This window comes from Pseudoalteromonas sp. S1609 (genome assembly GCF_005887255.1).
Taxonomy (GTDB): domain Bacteria; phylum Pseudomonadota; class Gammaproteobacteria; order Enterobacterales; family Alteromonadaceae; genus Pseudoalteromonas.
The window spans coordinates 99393-119837 of sequence record NZ_PNDJ01000006.1; the positions used below are offsets into that span (position 1 = coordinate 99393).

Below are 20445 nucleotides of genomic sequence, written 5' to 3' on the forward strand. Positions count from 1 at the left end.
ACTATATAGCGCATTCTTTTTATTCATTTATTTGTTTATCTAACGGCCAGTACAATTAAACCTGGCACCACAAAGAACGACCCTAACACATAGCCTAATGCAGCCGATTTATTATTTGTACCAATTTCGGCTAACTTTTCAGCCAACTTAATCGGTATTTCACGTAGTACAGGAATTCCGTAAATTAGTGCAACCGCAAATACATTAAACATAACGTGTACTAACGCAATCGTTAGCGCCACTTCAGCCATAGGCCCTGTAATTGATGTGGCAGCTAATAAAGCGGTAATGGTTGTACCAATATTAGCGCCTAGCGTAAATGGATAGATTTGACGTGTAGTAAACACACCACTTCCCGCAAGTGGGATCATTAAACTCGTTGTAGTAGATGACGACTGAACCATAACAGTTACCGCCGCACCTGATGTGATACCTGCGATAGGCCCACGCCCAATTGCACCATGCAGTATATCTTTTGCAGTGCCAACTAACGCTTTTTTAAGTAGTTTACCTAGTGTAGTTACGGCAAATAAAATCAAACAAATACCTGCTATAACCATCGCTGCACCTAGCATTTTTGTGTCTAGGAAGCTAAATGCGTCTTTTATTACACCCACAGCAGGTTTAACAAGTGGTTTAATAAAGTTGTAGCTCTTTAATGATAAGTCAGCATCACCAATAAATAGGTGCGACAGCGCAGCAGACATTTTTTGCAGTAAACCAAACATTATCTCAAGTGGTAAAAATATAATAACGGCAAATAAATTAAAGAAATCATGAACCGTTGATGCTGCAAACGCACGTTGAAACTCTTCTTTAGAGCGAATATGACCAATAGACACTAAGGTGTTAGTAATAGTCGTACCAATATTTGCACCCATCACCATTGGAATAGCAATACTTAACGGTAAACCGCCAGCAACAAGGCCCACTATTACTGAGGTAACCGTTGATGACGATTGCACTAAAGCCGTTGCCAAAGCACCTAATAATAATGCAATAAACGGGTTAGTTGCGAATGCAAAAATTTCTTTTGCTCCCTCAGTACCGCCCGACGCTAATTTAAAACCACCACTGACAGTGCCAACGGCTACTAGGACTAAATAAACTAAAAAGGCGATAGCAGCCCAGTTAAGCGTTTTTATTAATAGCGTATTGCGCTTTGATTCACTCATGTTTAAATCTCAATTTTTGTCTTGCCGATTATGGCATTTTGATGACGTTTTTGTTTCAGAGCGCATTAGAACACCTAAATATTACAGAAATATTTCAATTCGATTAACGTGCTTCTTTATTCATAACTTAAAAATATAAGGTTAAAAAATCGAGTATAAGGCAAGCCATAACTTTAAAAATAAGTAATTAAAAAATTGATATTAAATTACATAGCGAAGCACTGAGTAGGAGCAATTGAGCACTAAGTTAAAATGTATTTAAGTAATGAATTAACTAAGTTCTGATGATCTTTCAAGGTTGAATTTTCAGCTGTTCCAAAGGCCATGCTAAGAGGCGATTTACTCTTTGTTGCCTGAATGGGTATAGGTAAGGAACATGAGCAAGACGCGGAAGCTTTGCTCGTTTTTCACTTATTCTTACAGGGATGTAAGCCAGTAGAATAACGCAGGAGCAGTTATCGAACCCACAAGGTTACAAACCTCGTATCGCGATTGAATTGCTCTAGTTTTAACGAATCTCAATCCGCAAAGGTCAGTAGACCCTAGGTATTTGAAACGGTTTTATGGACTTTACCTGATATTACTAGAGGCATTGCCTAGCATTAGACTAGGCAATATTAACAAAGCATCAATTGATAATTGGATAAAAATTAACATTATGATTGATACAAATTCGCTTGTTTTATACTGGCAAAATCATTAAAACGTACCCCGTGTTGGCGCATCACTTCAAGGATTTTTTTACTGATCATTTGTCGTAAATAAAACGGCTGATTCGGCACAAAATGATGAATAGTATGAGTATGCCCAAAGTTAAAGCAAAATAAATTAAATGGCATAAATAAACGGCTAGTAATAACATGAGTTTGTTCAAGCATATTATTCACACCGCCGTAATAATGCATACTTGAAGTAACAAAATTAAGTGAGCTCGAACGCACAATGTTAGGCACAATCAGCACCACCATTAGAAATTCGAACACATTCATTACATCAAGTAGAAATACCGGTGAGTTAGCCGCAATTGGGGTAAATAAATTGATTAAATGAAACGCTATCACACTGTATAAAATAGCAAAATAAGCAGTGGTAATTGGAAAACCAGCATTAAACACTTTAAAAAAACTAAACCCTTTAATTTCTCTACTAAAACGTTTTGCATTAATTAATAAGCCGAGTAATCCATCAATAATTACTAAGGCACGTAAAAACGGATTTTTAATACCATTACCTACCAAACGTTCTTCTAAATCTTGCTCAGTACCCGACGTTTTATGATGATGTAAATGCATCTTGCGACGGTACCATGGGCTTATGGTATTAGGACGCATCAGCCACACGGTTAACATCATAAAATTATGCAAAAATGGTTGGTTGCTAAAATACTGTTTATGAATTAAGTCGTGCTCAAGTTCATGAGAAATTGAGGTAGCAATCGCCGCTAAAATAATACATAGCCATGCGGGTATAATAGCAAAATAATACAGCGTACCAATTCCGATTAACGCACTTAAAGAGAGTAGTAAAATAGCCATCCCTAAGGTATTTTGATGCATTAATAGCGGGTGTTTTTTACGCAGCAATGCTTCTTCAGCCTTAATCGCTTTTACAATGGCTTGAATATTCTGTTTTGCGGTTAATTGAGTCATGATGTTTTATTCGCAACAAGAGGTTAAGGTATATAATACCCGAGTCAAAACACATTGCACAACTTAGCTAACTCATATCAATAAAAAATACGATTAAAGTCAGGCCTGTGTTTACTATCTAACCTTAGTTCTGGATAAGAAACCTATCTCAAGCAGAACTTAAGGTTAGGTAAACCAAAACGTTTACAGGCCAAGTTTAGATCAAAACCTACTGCTTATAAAAGTAGCAATGTTGGAGACATTTTTTGTAATTAAAATCCGGCCACTCAAATCTTAGGCATAAAAAAACCCCAACCAATTTGGTCGGGGCTATAAAAAAATGGTACTAAGTTGCCGGACTTTTACTTATAACAGCGGCACCTCACGTACCGCTCGAGTCCGGCAACTCAAATCTTAGGCATAAAAAAACCCCTGCTAAATCTAGCAGGGGCTATAAAAAGTGGTACCAGCGGCCGGACTTGAACCGGCACGCCTTTCGGCAGGGGATTTTGAATCCCCCATGTATACCAATTTCATCACGCTGGCATCATTTTTCTTTAACCTTCTAACACGAGAAGATAAAGAAAAACCACTTAAGAGTGAAAGATTATGTACCCTCTCCCATCTCATTGCCTAGCATTATACAAACAATGAGCAAAGCGGCAAGCGTTTTATGTATTAAGCGTGATCGACCGCTTAACATTTAGGCAACCATTAACATTTGAGCCAATACCGAGTTAAGCACGTAGCGTAATAGGTAGTATTTAACGGCTTATTTGCTAAACTATCGCGCACATTAACAGTGAGAGTATATTTATGTCGGCTGAGTTTCCACGAGCAGGGTTTTGGCGTCGTTTTGCGTCATTGGTGTACGACACATTAGCTATTATCGCTTTTGCGATGCTAACGGTGGTATTGTATTTATTTGCTATTCAAGGGCTTATTTCCCTTGATTTTATTGCCCTTAATGGCGCTGAAGATGTATCTGCACGTATTCAGGATTCACTATTACTTTCTGGTATTCGCAGCTCGCTGCTGGTGCTTGTTGGCTTGGTATTTTTTGGTTATTTTTGGACTAAAAGTGGGCAAACAATTGGTATGCGAGCATGGCGCTTAAAAGTACAAACCAACCAAGGAAGTTTAATTAGCTGGCCACAAGCTATTATCCGCAGTATCAGCGCATTACTTGGTTTAGGGAATTTAGTGGTATTAGTCGACTTTAAAAATAAAAAAGCACTGCAAGATTACTTATCAAAAACCGAAGTAGTTACGCTCACCAAAGAAGAAAATAAACGCGTTTATCGCGAACTAGATTAATACTTAATCTAGCGAATTGGTATAACCTCAAGCTAAAGCATAAAAAAACGCGGCACTTTTAAAAAAGGCCGCGTTTTTATTTAAGCTTTAAGTCTAGCTACACCCGCTTATTCATTAAATAAGCTGCAAACCCAGTAAATAAAATGCTCGGCAGAACGGCACCTACAATGGCTGGGATTTGATATACCATTACCACTGGGCCAAATATCTCATTAGTTAAGTGAAACACTATCCCCGTTATCACTCCCATGATAATTCGTGCCCCCATAGTCACGGTTCGCAGCGGACCAAATATAAACGATAAGGCAACCAACAACATCACAGCAATAGACACAGGCTGCATTAATTTACGCCATAGTGCTAAATCATAGGTACTGGTGTCTTGCTCATTTTGCTGCAAATAAGCTAAATATGACCACAATCCTGAAAACGACAATGACTCTGGTTTTACTGAAACCACGCCAAGTTTTTCACCGGTAAGCTGAGATGGGTAAAACTCTTCAGTAACTTGCTCCGTGGTAATAAGCTCTTCACTGATCAATACTTTGTTCACATCGCGCAGTAGCCAGCCATTATCACGCCCTACTGCTTCTTTTGCTTTAGTAATTTGTGTAAGTAGCAACGACTTATCGAAGTGGTACATATTTACGCCGCGGAGCATGCCATTTTGGTCAACATCTTCAATATTAATAAAATTACTGCCGTCTTTAGCCCACACGCCTTTTTGCGCATTAAATACATCCCCACCATGAATAGCTTGGTTACGCATTTCCTTTGCATGCAACTGAGCGGCGGGCGCTCCCCACTCCCCTAATGCCATTACGCACAGGGCCATAAAAATAGCGGTTTTCATTACCGAGCCAATAATTTGTAAACGCGACATACCCGCGGCTTGCATCACTACCAGCTCACTATTAGAGGCCAAAGCACCTAACCCAGTTAAGCCACCAATAAGTGCCGCCATCGGGAAAAACACCACTAAATCGCCAGGCATACTATAAATTGTATATAGCAAGGCGGTCATAATGTCGTAACTACCTCGGCCAACCGATTTAAGCTGCTCTATAAATTTAATTAAAGTACTGATCCCCACCAGCACCATTAGTGCAAACCCAGTGGTTTGCATAATACTGCGACCTAAATACCAATCAAGCGTTTTCATCATACGTGTTGCTCCCGTTTAGTAACAACAGCTTTCAGCCAAGCACCTAATGGACGACCCCTAATAATTAATAAACTACCAATAAATAAGGCACTTAAGTGAATCCACCACAGGCCAATAGAGGGCGGAATTTTACCATCCTCTACCGCAAACTTGGCCGCATTAAGTAAAATGAAATACCCTAAATATAAGCTCAAAGCCGGTACTAATTTAGCAAATTTACCTTGGCGTGGATTAACAACGCTCAGGGGTACTGCAAGTAAAGTTAATAATGGAATAGATAACGGAATAGCTAAACGCCATTGCCACTGTGCAATTGCTTCTGGGGTATTAATGGTTATTAATTCACGAGTTGGCACGGCTTCTAACTTACGACGTTGATGTTCTATTTCTTGTTCGCGAATTTGTACGCTGTAGCCATCAAACTCAGTTAAGTTAAGTGAAGGCGCTTCGCCATCGGTCTCGTAACGTTTACCATCAGTAAGTACTAACTGCTGCTCACCATTCTGTGCTTCAATAACAACACCTTGCTCTGCATAAACTAATCGCGCTAAGTCGCCTTTTTCGCTATCGGGGAGTTGTGCCACAAAAACTTTGTTGAGCTCTTTGCCGCTATTTTCAATATTATGAATAAATACCACAGCTTTTTCGTTACCGGTTTGCTGAAAACGCCCAGCTCGAAGTGCAGATAAACCAGCATCAGCCTTGGCTTGTTCTTTAAGTTGGTATTCTTGTTCGCTTGCCCACGGTGCAATATACAGGGTAAGCACCGCTGCCAATAACGCTAGGATGACACTTGAAATTAGCGTAATACGAACTACATACCACTCACTCACGCCACAGGCTTTAAGTACAGTCATTTCACTGTCAGCGTAAATACGGCTATAAGCTAAAATAATCCCTAAAAATAAGCTCAGAGGCAAAATTAATGATGCTAACTGCGGTAATTTAAGCGCAATCATGGCAAACACAAGCTTTGCTGGGATACTCCCTTCTGAGGCATCACCAAGAATGACAACAAACTTTTGCGACAAAAATATGGTCATTAAAGTTAAAAATACGGCGACCTGCGATTTTAAAACCTCAGTGGTCAAATAACGGAAAATTAGCAACATTCGCCCCTGTTAAACATGGAATTTCAATATAGTAATAAAAAACAATGAGTGAACGAGTTAATTCACTCATTTTAAATGAGTATTAAGCACACATTATAAGCCATCAATATTAATTATCCTACCTAACATCACGATATAATGTTGCATTAGTAACCCTTAAGCATATAAAGTTCAAATACACAGTAAGAGTCGAGTAAAATCTACTAATATTAGCGCTAGACCTAAAAATTTAGGTAAAAAGACTAGAAAACACATTTTTAGTCCCAACTTAGCTTCTATAGATGACTCAAAATCAGGAGTGACAATGGAATTCAACGTAAAAAGTGGTAGCCCAGAAAAACAGCGCAGTGCATGTATTGTTGTTGGCGTATACGAACCACGCAGGTTATCCCCCATTGGTGAACAACTTGATAAAATCAGCGATGGTTATATCTCAAATTTATTACGCCGTGGCGACTTAGAAGGTAAGCCTGGGCAAGTACTACTATTACACCATGTACCCAATATTTTAAGCGAACGTATTCTACTCGTTGGCTGCGGTAAAGAACGCGAACTAGACGATAAACAATATAAACAAATTATTTCTAAAACTATCAACACCTTAAACGAAACAGGCTCGATGGAAGCAGTGTGTTTTTTAACTGAGCAACACGTTAAAGGCCGTGATACCTATTGGAAAGTGCGTCAAGCGGTAGAAACAACCCAAGACTGTTTATACACCTTCAATCAGCTAAAAAGTAAGAAAGTAGACCCTCGTCGTCCACTGCGTAAAATGGTATTTAACGTTCCTACGCGCCGGGAACTGACTATAGGTGAAAGTGCCATTGAGCATGGCCTAGCGATTGCTGCTGGTAGCAAATTGTGCAAAGACGTTGCCAATATGCCGCCTAATATTTGTAATCCAGCGTATCTTGGCGAGCAAGCCAAAGAACTTGAGACTAATTTTGACAACATCACTGTTGAGCTGATTGGCGAAGATAAAATGGCAGAGCTAGGTATGAACTCATACCTAGCAGTTGGTCGTGGTAGTGATAACGAATCGGTTATGTCGGTAATTAATTACAAAGGCGCAGGCGATGACCAAGCGCCTATCGTGTTAGTTGGTAAAGGTTTAACCTTTGACTCAGGCGGTATTTCATTAAAACCAGGCGAAGGCATGGATGAAATGAAATACGACATGGGTGGCGCTGCTGGTGTTATTGGTGCTATGCGCTCGCTTGCACAAATGCAGCTACCTATAAACGTAATTGGCGTTTTAGCCGGTTGTGAAAACATGCCAAGCTCGAACGCCTATCGCCCAGGTGATATTTTAACCACTATGTCTGGGCAAACGGTTGAAGTACTTAACACTGATGCCGAAGGCCGTTTAGTGCTATGTGACGCGCTGACCTATGTAGAGCGTTTTGAACCAGAAACCGTGATTGATGTGGCAACATTAACAGGTGCGTGTATTGTTGCTTTAGGTGCCCACGCTACAGGTTTATTAGCAAACCATAATCCACTAGCGCATGATTTATTAAAAGCGTCAGAGCAAAGTGGCGATCGTGCATGGCAACTGCCATTATGGGATGATTATCAAGATCAACTAGAAAGTCCATTTGCCGACTTTACTAACTTAGGTGGCCGAGCTGCAGGTACTATTACAGCGGCCTGTTTCTTATCTAAATTTACCAAAAAGTATAACTGGGCTCATTTAGATATTGCGGGTACGGCATGGCGCAGCGGCGCTAAAAAAGGCGCAACGGGTCGCCCTGTACCTATGCTAACTCAGTATTTATTAAACCGAGCAGGCATTAGTGAAGCAACCCAAGACTAACAAACCTGTATAAGGCTTCACAGCCCAATATAGAGTATAAAATAAGGCGCTTTTAAAGCGCCTTATTTATTGGGTATTAATTGAAGCAAGCCCCGTTATATGGCAAAATCCCCTTCTTAATGTGTGTGTATTTAATAACAGCACAATCAATGTCATGGGAAATCCCGATACAATGAACATGAATGCCCAGTTTTTCATTTTAAAGCAACAAGATGAGTCATTAGCTAAAGCCGATGATCACTTTGCTTTAGCAGCTAAAATAGCTGGGCAACAGTATCGGCTTGGTCAACGCGTATTTATTTTTGTAGATAGCGAAGCAACCGCCAACAGCATTGACGAAACTATTTGGACATTTGATGCCGACAGTTTTGTGCCCCACAATTTACAAGGTGAAGGCCCAAAAGGCGGCGCACCCGTAGAAATTGGCACAACACCACCTGTTGGTAATCGTAAAGTATTAATTAACTTGGCCAATCACTTACCGGATTTTATTCGTCGGTTTAACCAAGTTTTTGATTTTGTACCCGTAGAGCCCGTAGCAAAACAAGCCGCTCGTGAGCGCTTTAAAAAACTACGCCAACTCGGTGCCAATATCACCACGCAAGATATTAATCGCTAACGCTCACTGCGTACAAAGCTAACTAACTCATTTAAGTACTTATTTAAGGTTCTGTGTAATGGATAAAACCTACAATCCGCAAGATATTGAACAATCTCTCTATCAAGACTGGGAACAAAAAGGCTACTTTAAGCCATCAGGCCAAGGCACCCCATATTCAATTATGATCCCGCCGCCAAATGTCACGGGTAGCTTACACATGGGCCACGCTTTCCAAGATACCATCATGGATACCTTAACGCGTTTTAAACGTATGCAAGGTAATAATACATTATGGCAAGTAGGTACCGACCACGCAGGTATTGCCACGCAAATGCTAGTAGAGCGAAAGCTTGCGGCAGAAGAAGGCAAAACACGCCACGATTTAGGCCGTGATACATTTATCGATAAAATTTGGGAATGGAAAAACGAGTCTGGTGGCACAATCACTAAACAACTTCGCCGCCTAGGTGCTTCTGTTGATTGGGACCGTGAACGTTTTACTATGGACGATGGCCTATCAGAAGCTGTTAAAGAAGTATTTGTACGCCTTCATAAAGAAAACCTAATTTACCGTGGTAAACGCCTAGTAAACTGGGATCCAAAATTACACACTGCGATTTCTGATCTTGAAGTAGAAAACAAAGACAAACAAGGCCATATGTGGAACTTACGTTACCCACTGGCTGATGGCGTAAAAACGCAAGACGGTAAAGACTACATTGTTGTAGCCACTACGCGCCCAGAAACTATGTTGGGTGACTCAGGTGTGGCAGTAAACCCAGATGACGAGCGCTACCAAGACCTAATCGGTAAAGAGATTTTACTACCAATCGTTAATCGTCGTATTAAAATTGTTGCCGATGAACATGCCGATAAAGACAAAGGTACAGGCTGTGTAAAAATAACCCCTGCGCACGACTTTAACGATAACGAAGTAGGTAAACGTCATCAAATGCCGATGATTAATATCTTCGATAAAGACGCGGCTATTTTAACTCAAGGTGAAACATACACCTTTGACGGCAAAGAACTTGAATTTGACGCGCCTATTCCTGAGCGCTTACATGGCCTTGACCGTTTTGACGCACGTAAAGCCATTGTTGCTGAATTTGAAGAACTTGGCTTACTTGAAAAAATTGAAGACCATGGCCTAACTGTCCCTTACGGTGACCGTTCTGGTGTTGTTATTGAACCACTACTAACTGACCAGTGGTATGTACGTGTTGCACCACTTGCTGAACCTGCAAAAGACGCAGTTAACAACGGCGACATTCAATTTGTACCTAAACAATACGAAAACATGTACTTTTCGTGGATGAATGACGTACAAGATTGGTGTATTTCACGTCAGCTTTGGTGGGGTCACCGTATTCCAGCTTGGTACGACAGCGAAGGCAACGTATACGTTGGTCGTGATGAAGTAGAAGTACGCCGCGACAATAACATTGCAGATAGCGTAGCGCTTAGCCAAGACGAAGACGTTCTTGATACGTGGTTCTCATCAGCACTGTGGACGTTCTCAACCCAAGGTTGGCCAGAAAATACCGATGACTTAAAAACCTTCCACCCATCTGACGTGTTGGTAACCGGTTTTGATATCATTTTCTTCTGGGTTGCACGTATGATCATGATGACGCTGCACTTTATAAAAGATGAAAACGGCAAACCACAAGTTCCTTTTAAAACCGTGTATGTAACTGGCTTAATACGTGACGATAACGGCGATAAAATGTCTAAGTCAAAAGGTAACGTACTTGACCCACTAGACATGATTGACGGCATTGGCCTTGAAGACTTAGTACAAAAGCGTACTGGTAACATGATGCAGCCTAAACTTGCCGCTAAAATTGAAAAAGATACCCGCAAAGTATTTGCAAACGGTATTGAAGCACACGGTACCGACGCACTGCGCTTTACCCTAGCAGCCATGGCTTCAACTGGTCGTGATATAAACTGGGATATGAACCGCCTTGAAGGCTATCGTAACTTCTGTAACAAGTTATGGAACGCGAGCCGTTACGTATTAATGAACACAGAAGAGCAAGATTGTGGTTTTAACGAGAGCGAAAAGCAGTACTCGTTAGCTGATCGTTGGATTCTAGGTCAATATGAAGCCACGGTTAAAACCTACACTGAGCACCTTGATAACTACCGTTTTGATTTAGCGGCGAACACGCTGTATGAATTCACCTGGAACCAGTTTTGTGATTGGTACCTAGAGCTTACTAAGCCGGTACTATTTAAAGGCAATGAAGCTCAGCAACGTGGTACACGTCACACACTTATTACTGTACTTGAAAGCTTACTGCGTTTAATGCACCCAATGATGCCTTATATCACAGAAACGATTTGGCAACGTGTAGCACCACTTGCAGGGCTTGAAACAACAGGCACTAGCATTATGGTTCAAGGCTTCCCTGTTTATAACGCAGCAAGTGTTGATGCTAAAGCGATGGATGACTTAGAATGGGTTAAACAATTCATTTTAGCGATTCGTAATATTCGTGGTGAAATGGATATTAGCCCAAGCAAGCCGCTATCAGTATTATTAGCCAATGCATCGAGCGACGATGTACGCCGTATTAACGAAAATGAATCGTTTTTAGCGTCACTCGCTAAGCTTGAAGCATTTACTCTGCTTGAAAACAAAGACGATGCTCCAGCGTGTGCAACCTCTTATGTTGGCAACCTTGAAATTATGATCCCAATGGCGGGCTTAATTGATGTGGAAGCGGAACTTGCACGTATCAACAAGCAACTTGAAAAAGCAGAGAAAGGCCTAGCGCAAGTGCAAAATAAACTGGCTAACGAAAAGTTTGTTAGCAATGCACCTGAAGCGGTACTTGCTAAAGAAAATGCTAAGCTAGCTGAATTTACCGATGCTAAAACAAAGCTACTAGAGCAAAAAGTTAAAATAGAAAGCTTATAATTAAACCAGTACGAATGGCTTATGCCATTCGTAAACAGTTAATTTATAAGTATAAAAAAGCCGCTTACTTCATTTGAAGTAAGCGGCTTTTTTGTGTCTAGGCTCTAAGCTCTAGGCTCTAGGCTCTAGGCTCTAGGCTCTAGGCTCTAGGCTCTAGGCTCTAGGCAGAATTAGAATGTGTAGTTGTACTGTGCGCCTAACAATACTGCATGACCTTTTGATTCAAAAGACCATTGCTGTGGTAATGTTTCGCTTTCTACTTTTTCAGTAAAGTTTTGTGTTTTACCACGTAATACGCTCACACCTAAATCAACATTTGAGTTTTCATCGATCGCATAGTTACCACCAAACGAGAACCAAAAACGGTCTGTATCAGGGATAGAAATTGATAAATGCTGTTGTGATACTGGTGATTCATCAAACGCAAAACCAGCACGAAGCATTAAGTTTTCACTGTACTGGTAATCAGTACCGATTGAGTAGCGCAGTGCATCAGAGAAATCTTCTGTTTTTTCAAACGCGCTGAACTTACCACCTGTAGGTGCAGTAACTTGTGCTTCTAATGAATCAAAGCTGCTCCAACCTGTCCACAATACGCTGTAGTGAACGCCTAGTTTTTTATCTAACTGGTGAGAACCAGAGAACTCAGCAATTGCTGGTAATGTAATTTCAACTGAGCCAGGTAATTCAACTTGACCGTTTAACCCACCTGGAATAAATGAAGGTAGTTCATTCGAGTACTCACCTTCAAAAGTAATATCTGTTTCTGTACGGTAATTAAAACCAAAGCGGCTATTTTCATCTAATTGGTACATTAAACCAACGTTTAAGCCGTAACCCATGTCATCACCTTCAAGGTGAACAGCATCAGCACTTGCAGGAATAGATGCAATAGCAGGGTTTACTGGAGGTACAACACCAAACTTACGAATAATCTTCGCTTCTGCATAAATTGCATTTAAACCAATACCAAAGCTAAACTGCTCTGAAACTTTATAAGCAACGCTTGCGTTCATGTTTACCGTAACAATTTCAGTTTCACCGGCAATTTGGCCAGCTGCGTAATCATCGTTAAACTCAGTTGCTAAGCCAAAGTTAGAAAATGCACCAAAACCAACTGATACTTTATCATTTACTGGCATAGTGAAATAACCAGCAGGAATAATCGCGCTCGGTGCGATGCTGTCATCATCTAGTACGCTGTTATCTAAACCGTAGACATTACCTGTACCTTCAAGGCTCACGTCAGGAATTACAGCCATAGCTGCAACACTAAGTTGCTTCTCTTTAAACAACGTCATTAATGCTGGGTTACGTGCAACCACAGACGCATCGTCTGCTACAGACGCTTCACCTGCGTATGCGCGGCCTAAACCAGATACGTTTTGTTCAGCAAGCTGAAAAGCCGCTGCAAAGGTATCAGCTGAAACAAATGCCAGCGATGCCGCAATAAGAGTTTTAGTAAATTTCATTGTTGTGTCCTTAGCCAAACTCACTGTTTGGATAGCTATGTGTGTTGTTATTAGGATTTCAAACCCGCGTACACTACCTTAATTTTTTATAAAAAACTCTAATAAAACGTTAAAAAACATCAAAAAACACGTTTTTTAACTACATTTTAACAACTATTTAAAACTCATCGGAGCAGAAGTATGGTATTAGAGTATATACTCTAATGCTATTAATTCTCATTTGCATTGACTTAACTTGCGTTGCAATTTACACTGCCAATAAAGTCACCAAGGGAGAAGACAGTGATCATTTTACTTATTGTTACAGCGCTTATTTTTTGCGGTATAAGTGTTTATTTTTTTTATAAAGCAAATTATTGCGCGTGTACGCAGGCAGGTAAATGTGACAACCCAGTCAATCACTATTGGTTAGCAGCCATTAGTATGGCGATTATTTCTTTGGTTTTTTGCTGCTTAGCACTGCATGTAGAATTAGGTACGTTATTGTGGATAACGTTAATGGGTAATTGCTTTTTAGGTGGGTATATTTCTGCTAAAACAAACAGAAAAAGACGATGCCAAAAGACTAAAGCAGTAGATGCTCTTTTAAAAGTCGAGGCAAGTTAATTTTATAATCAGCAGGTTTTACACTTGCTTGTATTTTTACTTCATCATTATTTAAGCTCAAATCAATATCTTTTGCGGTAACATGATGGTTATGTTTTGCGTTATAAAAAAGCTTAACTTTAGGTTTAATTGGGTTTGAATGATTGCCCTCTAGGACCAAGGCCAAACGCTCATTGGTTAACTTAACAATAGTACCCACAGGGTGAACACCTAAGCACTTTATAAATAGCTGTACTAACTCTGCATCAAATAGCTGTTTGTTTGCCAACAAATAACGCAGTGCATTTATAGGCTCGTCCCCTTCTTGATGCGGCCTGTCTGCTGTGAGTGCATCGTATACGTCAACAATCGCTAAAATCCGAGCAGGACGACTTATTTTGCTGTCATCGACTCCTCGAGGATAACCAGAACCATCAAGGCGCTCATGATGATTTACAATCATATCCAGCATTAAAGTGGTGATACCTTTCTCACCTTTTAATAACCCTAAGCATTGTGCAACATGCTTTTTTATTGCCGTCATCTCATTACCCGTAACTTTGCCAGGCTTTGAGAATATTCCTTGAGGTAATTTAGCCTGCCCTAAGTCATGCATCAGTGCCCCCATAGCAAGCTCCTGAACCACTTCGCGTTTATACCCTAAATACTTAGCAAATACCGCTGTAAATATGGTGCAATTGATCATATGACGCCAGTTATAGCTATGTTTATCTTTTATGCGAGTTAAAATAGTCATAGCATGTTCATTGCGAAATACAGAGCTAACTATTTCATTACTTATCTCATTAAGCGCATCAGTATTCAGAGACAAACCTGAGGTTAAATCACCAAAAATACTTTGTAGTTTTCTGTTGTGGGCATCATAACTAACGCTGGCTTTGGCAAACTCTTGTTGCAAGCTGACAACTCGCTTTTTACTGGCGGGCTTGTCTTGATTTGTAGCAGCGGCTTGTGGTTTTTCTTTTTCTTTATATTTAGCCGGTACAGCCACATCACTTTTCGTAAAATCAATAAGAAGCTCTAGCACTCCTTCAGTGATTAAACGCTGAATTATAGATTTATCACGTACCAAACCGCTGGTTTTAATTTTTATACCATCCACACTCTCCTGCTGCTTCGTCACGCTATTTACGTACATGCCGGGAATGAGCTCTGATATAGGTAAGGTAACTAACATAAATGTGAGGGGTTCTATAATTAAGGGATATTTACTTTAATAGCATTATTTGGCTATAAAAGTCTAGCTTTTGATTTTAGGGTAATAATAAATCATTAATACTAACAATCTTGCGACTGTTAATACTAAACTAAAAACACAGCACTGAATATACGCCTAACGGTGTAAATTAGATTGCTACAAGCGTTATTATTTAACGAAGAATAAAAATAGCAAGCTAGTTTAAATAGCTTTAATGGTTTTTAAGGGGAGTAAAAAGTAAACGCAAATGGCGCTCTCGGTAGGGATCGAACCTACAACTCAGCCTCCGGAGGGCCACGTGATATCCATTTCACCACGAGAGCACATTTGTTGCCGCCACATCAACTCGCGATATCAATGCTTTAGCATGCGCAATGATAAAGGCATCTTGGTATAAATACCAGCATGTTGCGTTTACATGTCTATAATTTAAACTAATTACTTAACAAAAGGCGAAAAAAGCGCTATTTATTTATATTCTATAAAAAAACAGTAACGCTTTAGATACATATTATCTATTATTGTCACTGAACGGATAGATTTAAACATGAGGAAGTAATTATGAAGTTAATGTCAACAGAACAAGTTGCTGAGTTTTTAGGAGTTAAAGTCGAGCGAGTTAAACGCTTAACACGCGAAAGCTTACTTATTGCAAAAAGTGAAGATGCTAATGGCGAACCACAATATGACTCCGATGAAGTAGCTAAATATAAAGAGCTAGCAGCTCGATTTGGTGGGCTTTAACTCCCCATTGATGCTAAAAGCTCATCCAATTGCGCGCGCAATTCAACAACTTTGTTGTTGATGGCGCGTTGCTCATACCAGCCTATACATAACAGCAAATAAACTACTTGGTAACACTCAAGCTTGTGCATAGATAAGTAAAATAGCTTTGATGCCGTGTATACTTGATAACTTTTAAGCAAAGCCTGTTTAGCTGAACTATCTAAGTTAAAACTAACGGCTAGCGCAGCAAGATCAAAATAAACATCGTTAGTTTGTGCGTATTCAAAGTCAATTAAATAGACGCCTTTTGGGTTAACGATTATATTTTCTTTTACTAAATCATTATGGCAAAAGCCGTGTTCTATGGGCATATTGGCAATGCTTTCCAGTACTTTATTTAAGTACTTATCAAACTGTTTAAACACCAATAAATGCCGATAGGCTTGCAATTGTGATGCAATATCCATCGTTTGAGTATCAGTTGTATAAGCGTGCACTTTAGCCAGCTTAGCCAATAGCGGCATAGCTAAATAAGACTCTGCAACCTCTCCCTCTACATAAGTAAAAGCCGCTCGCTTATTTTGTTTATCGAGCCAAATAGGTGCAGGGCAAACTTGCTGCTTACTAAGCTCATATTGAGCATTTAGCGCGACTTCTGGCCAACATGATTGATAACATTTTAATAAGTAAGATTGGGAATCAGTACGTATTAAAAAGTTATCGTTACTTAAACCATTAACCAAATACTCTGTTGAGGTTATTTTGCTAGGTGCTAAAAACGCACTACAAATATTAACTAACTGAGAATGCTGTTTCATGAATTATAGTTGCGCCATTGGTTTTGCTTGGCTTTGCTCATACTCTTCGTACCACGTTTTAAACCCCCACGCTGCCATAACGGTATAAAATATAAAAAGCACGAGTGTTGGGTAATAACCTTTTTCGTAATACAAATACATTGATGCAGCATCAATCACTATCCAATATAACCAATTTTCGAGTACTTTTTTAGCTACTAGGTAAGTGGTGACTACTGCAAAGCAGGTAGTAAAACTATCCAGATAAGCAAAGTCTGCATGGGTGTAATTTTGCATCACGTAACCAATCGCTAATGACGCTAGCGTGGTTAATACTATTAAAATGATATGTCGGTTCACAGGCCACGATGTAATCAAACGTTGCGCTTGATTAGCTTTACCTTTTCGCCACACAACCCACCCAAACACAGCCATGTACATGTAATAAAAGTTCAGTAATGACTCCATTAGCAACGCGCCATTCCAATACATTATGGTATAAATAAGCGTACTAAAAAAAGCCGCAGGCCAGCACCATAAATTCTCTTTTATGGCTAATAATAAATACGCCATTGATAAAGCCACCGCAATATACTCCCAATGCGACATGGCAGTGAAACCACTCAGTATTTGCGTTATAAAATCCATCATTATAAAACGACCGTATTTGTTAGGAGGTTATTCGGGAGATAAATCGCCCGAGATAAATTTACACACAAAGATAGCTTTACCATATTGCTCGTATGAATGTTTAATCTCTGTACTAATCACTTGCATTACTAAGTCATAATCACCAAATATTTGAGTCGACATGGTATTCGTGATCACTTTGAGCTCTTCATAGGCATTTACTCTGTCGATAAAGCCTTTAATAAAAGGAATATAATCTTGATGCAGCGGGTATTTACTGATCTCTACTGATAATTTCATTTCAAACTCAACTTTTTAATTATTTGATTTCAACTAATCATTCAACGCAACTTAAATACAGTGTAAAATTACACTAACACTCAATATAACTGAGCTTATTATGGCACGCAGAATTACCTATACTTTTAAAAATCAACCGCGCGAAATTAACTTCGCAAAAGATAAATACCACGATATGTATCAGGCTATTGCGGCTGCTGAGGGTATCGATTTAACTAATTACTTAAACATGGTACGCCAAATTGAAATGACCTCTAAAGGTTCATCGGCGGTACGCAATTTTCGCGACCAAGAGTTTGCACGTATGGGCTTTAGCGATATTTACTTTATAAAAGAGTAACCATACCCAGTAAGCTAGCATCACGATCATGACAGCAATGTAAACTTACTGCATATCTTTAATAATAAACATTAGCGCTGGTACTCATAACTTACACGCGGTGTGATATTACACAATAACTCGTAAGAAATAGTATCAGCACATTGTGCAATCTCTTCTACTGGTAACTCTGGCCCCCACATAATCACTTCATCACCCACCTGGACGTTGTGCTCGTTATTACCTATATCAAGGGTGATCATATCCATAGCTACACTACCCACAATACCGTAACGATGCCCATTAATAATCACGGGTGTGCCTTCTTTTGCATGACGCGGATAACCATCACCATAGCCCAGTGCAACCACAGCCAACATCGTAGGCTTATCACTATGCCAGCGGCCGCCATAACCTACTTGTTCATGTGCCCCTACATTGCGCACTGCTATTACCTTAGTGGTTAAGCGCATTACAGGCTTTAATTGATGATCTTTACCTGTGTGATTGGCCATAGGCGATACACCGTAAAGCATTAGCCCGGGTCTAACCCAATCACCATGACCACTTGGCCATGCTATAATTCCCGCAGAGTTTGATAAACAATGGGCTTGATCAACCTCTTGGGTTAAATTATCGAACAAACTTATTTGCTGCACTGTTTTAGTATTTTTTACATCATCGGCACAGGCAAAGTGAGTCATTAAATTTATTTTGTTTTGTGCATTTGGGCTGGCTTGTAGTCGCTGATAAAACATATCAAACTGCTCAGGCGCAATACCTAAGCGATGCATCCCGGTATTTATTTTTAACCAGCAATTTAAAGGCGCATCTAGCTGCGCACTTTCCAGCATTTTCAGCTGTATCTCATCATGAATAATGGTTTGAAAATTATTCGCCAGTAAAATAGGTAAGTCTTCTTGATGAAAAAAGCCTTCTAGCAACACAATCGGTTTTGTAAGGCCACCTGCACGCAGCGCTAACGCTTCATCTATACGCGCAACCGCAAATGCATCTGCTTCATTTAAGTGTTGCGCAATAGTGACTAAACCATGCCCATAAGCATTCGCTTTAAGTACGGCCATTACTTTACTATTGGGCGCAAAGCGTTTTACCTGTGCTAGGTTATGTTCAAGCGCGGTTAAATTAATTTCAGCAGTGGCTAAGCGCATTAGTAATCATCATCTACAGCAGGCCCCGCGTAATTATCAAAGCGAGAGAATTGACCTTGGAAGGTTAGGCGCACTTTACCAATCGGACCGTTACGCTGTTTACCGATAATAATTTCGGCAATGCCTTTTTCAGTACTGTCTTCGTTGTATACTTCATCACGATAAATAAACATGATCAAATCGGCATCTTGCTCAATAGAGCCCGACTCACGTAAATCTGAATTAATTGGACGTTTATCAGCACGTTGCTCTAGAGTACGGTTAAGCTGCGATAGAGCAACAACCGGACACTGCAACTCTTTTGCTAATGCTTTGAGTGAGCGTGAAATTTCGGCAATTTCTAAGGTACGGTTATCTGACAAGCTAGGTACACGCATTAATTGCAGGTAATCGACCATGATCATACTGATACCACCATGATCACGTGCTATACGACGTGCACGTGAGCGAACATCGGTAGGTGTTAAGCCTGAGGCATCATCAACGTACATTTTGCCTTTTTCCATGAGTAATCCCATGGTTGATGAAAGGCGCGCCCAGTCATCGTCATCTAGCTGACCAGTACGTACTTTAGTTTGGTTAATTCGGCCAAGGGACGCCAGCATCCTCATCATAATTTGTTCAGAGGGCATCTCTAGAGAGTAAATAAGCACTGGCTTGTCTTGAGTCATTGCGGCATGTTCAGCAAGGTTCATAGCAAAAGTGGTTTTACCCATTGATGGACGCGCTGCCACAATAATTAAATCAGATGGCTGCAAACCTGTAGTCATTTTATCAAGATCAGCATACCCCGTGCTCACACCGGTCACACCATCTTGTGGTGACTGGTAAAGCTCTTCTATTTTATCAACGGTTTTTTCAAGTATGTTGTGAATGCTTTGTGGGCCTTCACTACTTTTTGTACGCTGCTCAGCAATTTTAAAGACTTTACTTTCAGCAAAATCAAGTAAGTCGTGGCTAGTACGCCCTTCAGGATTAAAACCCGCTTCGGCTATTTCATTGGCAACACCAATCATTTCGCGAACAACGGCGCGCTCGCGAACAATACTTGCGTAAGCGTCAATATTGGCAGCACTTGGGGTGTTTTTTGCTATTTCGGCTAAATACGCGAATCCACCAATACCTGACAACTGGTTATTTTTTTCTAAACTCTCAGAAATTGTGATTAAGTCAATCGGATCACCAATTTCAGCAAGAGCCGTCATCGCCTCAAAAATAAGCTTATGGGTACGGGTATAAAAATCCTGCGCCACAACAAGTTCAGCTACGCGATCAAATGCTTGGTTATCAAGCATCAAACCACCTAAAACAGATTGTTCAGCTTCTATTGAATGGGGAGGAACTTTAAGAGTGTCGACTTGCTTATCTGGTTTGGCCATAACTTCACAGTACTAAAATTGAATGGCTCTATTCTATCGACTTGGCGGGGCTGTGCAAATAGCAAAGCAGGAAATCTTTTCCTGCTTTTTGTTACTTAAAATA

The 20445-nt window shown here is 40.1% G+C and carries 18 protein-coding genes and 2 tRNA genes; 7 read left to right on the forward strand and 13 right to left on the reverse strand.

All coding sequences use genetic code 11. The features are described from left to right. Window positions 1-35 precede the first annotated feature (35 nt). From CWB76_RS02295 to CWB76_RS02305, 3 genes are all read right to left on the reverse strand, one after another. Window positions 36-1175 (reverse strand): Na/Pi symporter, encoded by a 1140-nt coding sequence (locus CWB76_RS02295; protein WP_076919317.1) that lies wholly within the window; start codon window positions 1173-1175, stop codon window positions 36-38. 656 nt (window positions 1176-1831) lie between these two features. Then, a complete protein-coding gene (locus tag CWB76_RS02300; protein ID WP_138605239.1) occupies window positions 1832-2824 on the reverse strand; it encodes a fatty acid desaturase in 993 nt (330 codons plus the stop codon). A gap of 440 nt (window positions 2825-3264) precedes the next feature. Then, a tRNA-Leu gene (locus CWB76_RS02305) sits at window positions 3265-3349 on the reverse strand. A 270-nt stretch (window positions 3350-3619) separates the two neighbouring features. Here CWB76_RS02305 and CWB76_RS02310 point away from each other — a divergent pair. Continuing rightward, window positions 3620-4120: an RDD family protein gene (locus tag CWB76_RS02310; protein ID WP_055012848.1), complete on the forward strand. Its 501-nt coding sequence runs from the start codon at window positions 3620-3622 to the stop codon at window positions 4118-4120. A gap of 97 nt (window positions 4121-4217) precedes the next feature. On the opposite strand, the gene lptG is transcribed toward CWB76_RS02310, so the two are convergent. Together lptG and lptF are read right to left on the reverse strand one after the other, a co-directional pair. After that, entirely contained in the window at window positions 4218-5285 is a 1068-nt protein-coding gene (gene lptG / locus CWB76_RS02315) for an LPS export ABC transporter permease LptG (RefSeq protein ID WP_138605240.1), read from the reverse strand. Beyond that, window positions 5282-6394 carry an LPS export ABC transporter permease LptF gene (lptF, locus tag CWB76_RS02320; RefSeq protein ID WP_138605259.1) on the reverse strand — a complete coding sequence of 371 codons (1113 nt, stop codon included), beginning with the start codon at window positions 6392-6394 and terminating at the stop codon, window positions 5282-5284. Before lptF ends, lptG begins: the two co-directional genes overlap by 4 nt. Before the next feature lie 307 nt (window positions 6395-6701). Here lptF and pepA point away from each other — a divergent pair, with 307 nt between their 5' ends. From pepA to CWB76_RS02335, 3 genes are all read left to right on the forward strand, one after another. Continuing rightward, window positions 6702-8213 carry a leucyl aminopeptidase gene (pepA, locus tag CWB76_RS02325; RefSeq protein WP_054202239.1) on the forward strand — a complete coding sequence of 504 codons (1512 nt, stop codon included), beginning with the start codon at window positions 6702-6704 and terminating at the stop codon, window positions 8211-8213. A gap of 172 nt (window positions 8214-8385) precedes the next feature. Then, window positions 8386-8832: a DNA polymerase III subunit chi gene (locus CWB76_RS02330; RefSeq protein WP_138605241.1), complete on the forward strand. Its 447-nt coding sequence runs from the start codon at window positions 8386-8388 to the stop codon at window positions 8830-8832. Between the two features lie 58 nt (window positions 8833-8890). Next, on the forward strand, window positions 8891-11743 hold the full coding sequence (locus tag CWB76_RS02335; RefSeq protein ID WP_138605242.1) for a valine--tRNA ligase: 2853 nt from the start codon (window positions 8891-8893) through the stop codon (window positions 11741-11743). A gap of 170 nt (window positions 11744-11913) precedes the next feature. On the opposite strand, the gene CWB76_RS02340 is transcribed toward CWB76_RS02335, so the two are convergent. Further along, window positions 11914-13215 (reverse strand): outer membrane protein transport protein, encoded by a 1302-nt coding sequence (locus CWB76_RS02340; RefSeq protein WP_138605243.1) that lies wholly within the window; start codon window positions 13213-13215, stop codon window positions 11914-11916. A 282-nt stretch (window positions 13216-13497) separates the two neighbouring features. Between CWB76_RS02340 and CWB76_RS20240 the strand changes: the two genes are divergently transcribed. Then, window positions 13498-13821, forward strand: coding sequence for a hypothetical protein (locus tag CWB76_RS20240; protein WP_138605244.1), 324 nt, complete (start codon window positions 13498-13500; stop codon window positions 13819-13821). On the opposite strand, the gene CWB76_RS02350 is transcribed toward CWB76_RS20240, so the two are convergent. Both CWB76_RS02350 and CWB76_RS02355 read right to left on the reverse strand, forming a co-directional pair. Continuing rightward, window positions 13781-14998 carry a cyclic di-GMP phosphodiesterase gene (locus CWB76_RS02350; RefSeq protein ID WP_138605245.1) on the reverse strand — a complete coding sequence of 406 codons (1218 nt, stop codon included), beginning with the start codon at window positions 14996-14998 and terminating at the stop codon, window positions 13781-13783. The genes CWB76_RS20240 and CWB76_RS02350 overlap by 41 nt on opposite strands. Before the next feature lie 269 nt (window positions 14999-15267). Further along, window positions 15268-15342: transfer RNA gene (locus CWB76_RS02355), tRNA-Arg, on the reverse strand. 238 nt (window positions 15343-15580) lie between these two features. Here CWB76_RS02355 and CWB76_RS02360 point away from each other — a divergent pair. Then, entirely contained in the window at window positions 15581-15763 is a 183-nt protein-coding gene (locus CWB76_RS02360; protein ID WP_138605246.1) for a helix-turn-helix domain-containing protein, read from the forward strand. Here CWB76_RS02360 and CWB76_RS02365 read toward each other — a convergent pair. Genes CWB76_RS02365 through CWB76_RS02375 form a run of 3 tightly spaced genes read right to left on the reverse strand, consistent with a single transcriptional unit; the run spans window position 15760 to window position 17472 of the window. Then, window positions 15760-16563, reverse strand: coding sequence for a phosphotransferase family protein (locus tag CWB76_RS02365; RefSeq protein ID WP_138605247.1), 804 nt, complete (start codon window positions 16561-16563; stop codon window positions 15760-15762). The two genes, CWB76_RS02360 and CWB76_RS02365, sit on opposite strands and share 4 nt — an antisense overlap. A 3-nt stretch (window positions 16564-16566) precedes the next feature. Then, the gene (pnuC, locus tag CWB76_RS02370; protein WP_138605260.1) at window positions 16567-17190 is read right to left on the reverse strand and encodes a nicotinamide riboside transporter PnuC; all 624 of its coding nucleotides are present in this window, start codon (window positions 17188-17190) and stop codon (window positions 16567-16569) included. A gap of 30 nt (window positions 17191-17220) precedes the next feature. Further along, complete coding sequence (locus CWB76_RS02375) at window positions 17221-17472, reverse strand: hypothetical protein (RefSeq protein ID WP_138605248.1); 252 nt, start codon at window positions 17470-17472, stop codon at window positions 17221-17223. Window positions 17473-17572: 100 nt separating this feature from the next. Here CWB76_RS02375 and CWB76_RS02380 point away from each other — a divergent pair, with 100 nt between their 5' ends. Then, a complete protein-coding gene (locus CWB76_RS02380; RefSeq protein ID WP_004588463.1) occupies window positions 17573-17812 on the forward strand; it encodes a DUF2960 domain-containing protein in 240 nt (79 codons plus the stop codon). Between the two features lie 71 nt (window positions 17813-17883). Here CWB76_RS02380 and alr read toward each other — a convergent pair whose 3' ends face one another. Together alr and dnaB are read right to left on the reverse strand one after the other, a co-directional pair. Beyond that, window positions 17884-18963, reverse strand: coding sequence for an alanine racemase (gene alr / locus CWB76_RS02385; protein ID WP_138605249.1), 1080 nt, complete (start codon window positions 18961-18963; stop codon window positions 17884-17886). Then, window positions 18963-20342, reverse strand: coding sequence for a replicative DNA helicase (gene dnaB, locus CWB76_RS02390; RefSeq protein ID WP_010390854.1), 1380 nt, complete (start codon window positions 20340-20342; stop codon window positions 18963-18965). The genes alr and dnaB overlap by 1 nt, the downstream gene beginning before the upstream one ends. Window positions 20343-20445: the final 103 nt, after the last annotated feature.

Excerpts from the sequence above, each read along its gene's own strand:
- CWB76_RS02295 (WP_076919317.1), bottom strand. The coding sequence starts at position 1,175 with ATGAGTGAATCAAAGCGCAATACGCTATTAATAAAAACGCTTAACTGG.
- pnuC (WP_138605260.1), bottom strand. The coding sequence starts at position 17,190 with ATGGATTTTATAACGCAAATACTGAGTGGTTTCACTGCCATGTCGCAT.
- CWB76_RS02335 (WP_138605242.1), top strand. The coding sequence starts at position 8,891 with ATGGATAAAACCTACAATCCGCAAGATATTGAACAATCTCTCTATCAA.
- CWB76_RS02310 (WP_055012848.1), top strand. The coding sequence starts at position 3,620 with ATGTCGGCTGAGTTTCCACGAGCAGGGTTTTGGCGTCGTTTTGCGTCA.
- alr (WP_138605249.1), bottom strand. The coding sequence starts at position 18,963 with ATGCGCTTAGCCACTGCTGAAATTAATTTAACCGCGCTTGAACATAAC.
- CWB76_RS02365 (WP_138605247.1), bottom strand. The coding sequence starts at position 16,563 with ATGAAACAGCATTCTCAGTTAGTTAATATTTGTAGTGCGTTTTTAGCA.
- pepA (WP_054202239.1), top strand. The coding sequence starts at position 6,702 with ATGGAATTCAACGTAAAAAGTGGTAGCCCAGAAAAACAGCGCAGTGCA.
- CWB76_RS02380 (WP_004588463.1), top strand. The coding sequence starts at position 17,573 with ATGGCACGCAGAATTACCTATACTTTTAAAAATCAACCGCGCGAAATT.
- CWB76_RS02360 (WP_138605246.1), top strand. The coding sequence starts at position 15,581 with ATGAAGTTAATGTCAACAGAACAAGTTGCTGAGTTTTTAGGAGTTAAA.
- CWB76_RS02330 (WP_138605241.1), top strand. The coding sequence starts at position 8,386 with ATGAACATGAATGCCCAGTTTTTCATTTTAAAGCAACAAGATGAGTCA.
- dnaB (WP_010390854.1), bottom strand. The coding sequence starts at position 20,342 with ATGGCCAAACCAGATAAGCAAGTCGACACTCTTAAAGTTCCTCCCCAT.
- CWB76_RS02350 (WP_138605245.1), bottom strand. The coding sequence starts at position 14,998 with ATGTTAGTTACCTTACCTATATCAGAGCTCATTCCCGGCATGTACGTA.
- lptG (WP_138605240.1), bottom strand. The coding sequence starts at position 5,285 with ATGATGAAAACGCTTGATTGGTATTTAGGTCGCAGTATTATGCAAACC.
- CWB76_RS02340 (WP_138605243.1), bottom strand. The coding sequence starts at position 13,215 with ATGAAATTTACTAAAACTCTTATTGCGGCATCGCTGGCATTTGTTTCA.
- CWB76_RS02375 (WP_138605248.1), bottom strand. The coding sequence starts at position 17,472 with ATGAAATTATCAGTAGAGATCAGTAAATACCCGCTGCATCAAGATTAT.
- CWB76_RS02300 (WP_138605239.1), bottom strand. The coding sequence starts at position 2,824 with ATGACTCAATTAACCGCAAAACAGAATATTCAAGCCATTGTAAAAGCG.